Source organism: Kytococcus schroeteri, from assembly GCF_002847825.1.
GTDB classification, from domain to species: Bacteria; Actinomycetota; Actinomycetes; order Actinomycetales; family Dermatophilaceae; genus Kytococcus; species Kytococcus schroeteri.
Genome location: NZ_PKIZ01000103.1, coordinates 1 through 345, shown reverse-complemented (window position 1 = coordinate 345; position 345 = coordinate 1). Strand labels below are relative to the sequence as shown.

General features: G+C 70.4%; 1 protein-coding gene. It reads left to right on the top strand.

All coding sequences use genetic code 11. The annotated features are described in order from the left end of the window. Nucleotides 1-345: hypothetical protein (locus tag CYJ76_RS11720; RefSeq protein ID WP_202820497.1), on the top strand; the 345-nt coding region annotated here is incomplete at both ends.

Here is a 345-nt window from a genome sequence, read left to right as displayed (position 1 = left end):
CTTCGACGGCCAGCCCTTAAGCGCTTACCGCGCCAAGCGCCCCCACATCGCCGGCGCGCTGCTGGAACCCACCTGGTACATGCCCGGCCACTCCGCCCGGGCGCACATCCGCTCCATCGCGCAGGCGGCCGGCGTCATCGGCAAGGGCTCCCTCATCGGCGAGTACACGATGGATGAGTTCTTGCGCTCGGGCGCCCAGCCCACCATCCGGATGCGCGTGGCCGATCCCGATTCTTTTGTGGACGCCACCTCGCGCCTGGAGGGCATCAACCTCACGCGGCGCCCCGACGGCTCCCTGGAGTTCGCCTCCGAGGCCCCCGACTTGGACCGGCGCCTCGGCGAACT